The following is a 1,120-nucleotide window of genomic DNA, read 5'->3' as shown; positions in this document are numbered from 1 at the left end:
GGATCGCGCTGCTGGGCGTCGGCCTTCCGGCCGCCGCCGCAGCGGCCGCGGCCACGGTGGTGTTCGCGCTGGCGGAGATGCTGTACGGCCCGATGGTCTCCACCGCGTTCAACCGCCTCACCAACGTCTCACCCATCGCCTCCTCCAACCTCCAGGGCGTTTCGCTGACCACGGGCGAAGCGGTCGGATCGCTGTTCGGCGGAGTCGTCTTCCTGGCCTGCTACCACCGCGGCAGCGGCGACCTGTACTGGCTCGCGCTCGGCACGGCCACGATCGCCGGCATCGGCCTCCACCTGGCGAAAACCCGTACCCACCAGAGCACCACCAGATGAAGGGCATTGACATGGAACACCTGAAGCGCATCGTGATCCTCGCCGACGACGAGATCACCCCGAGCCCGGCCAAGACCCTGACCGGCATCCTGCGCTACCGCTCCGAACGGGTCGTCGCGGTGGTCGACAGCCACAACGCCGGGCGGGACACCGCCGAGGCGGTCGGTGAGGGTCTCGGCGCGGGGATCCCGATCGTGGCGGACATCGCCGCCGCGCTGTCCTTCCGCCCGGACGCGGTCCTGCTGGGGGCGGAGCCCACCGGCGGCATCCTGCCCCCGAGCTGGCGGGCCACGGTCCTCGAAGCGCTCGCTCACGGCCTCGACGTGATCAACGGCCTGCACACCATGCTGGGCGAGGACGAGGAGATCCGGGCCGCTGCCGAACGCAGCGGCGCCACGCTCTGGGACGTCCGCCGCGAGCCCAAGGAGCGCTACACCGTCGAGTTCAGGCCCGACGGCAAGCCCGTGTTCGAGATCCGCACGCACCGCCCCGGCTCGCGCACCGTGCTCACGGTGGGCACGGACTGCGGCATCGGCAAGATGACCACCATGCTCGAGATCGAGAAGGAGGCGCTGCGCCGCGGCCTGGCGCCGACCTTCGTGGCGACCGGCCAGATCGGCACCATGATCACCGGCCGGGGCGTGTCGATCGACGCGATCATGGTCGACTACGTCGCGAAGATCATCGAGGAGGAGGTGTGCGCGGCCGTCGAGGACAGCGACCTGGTCCTCGTCGAAGGGCAGGGCGCGCTGAACCACCCGCGGGGCTCCGGCGGGCCGCTGTTCCTG

2 protein-coding genes are annotated in these 1,120 nt (G+C 70.8%); both read left to right on the top strand.

The features are described from left to right. Nucleotides 1-332: hypothetical protein (locus AB0O00_RS40845; RefSeq protein ID WP_363659715.1), on the top strand; the 332-nt coding region annotated here is incomplete at its 5' end. A gap of 11 nt (nt 333-343) precedes the next feature. Next, nucleotides 344-1,120: DUF1611 domain-containing protein (locus AB0O00_RS40840; RefSeq protein WP_363659714.1), on the top strand; the 777-nt coding region annotated here is incomplete at its 3' end.

This window comes from Kitasatospora sp. NPDC093558 (assembly GCF_040683475.1).
In the GTDB taxonomy this organism is placed as follows: domain Bacteria; phylum Actinomycetota; class Actinomycetes; order Streptomycetales; family Streptomycetaceae; genus Kitasatospora.
Note: the sequence above shows the minus strand (reverse complement) of the source record. Positions and strands in the feature narration are given on the sequence as shown.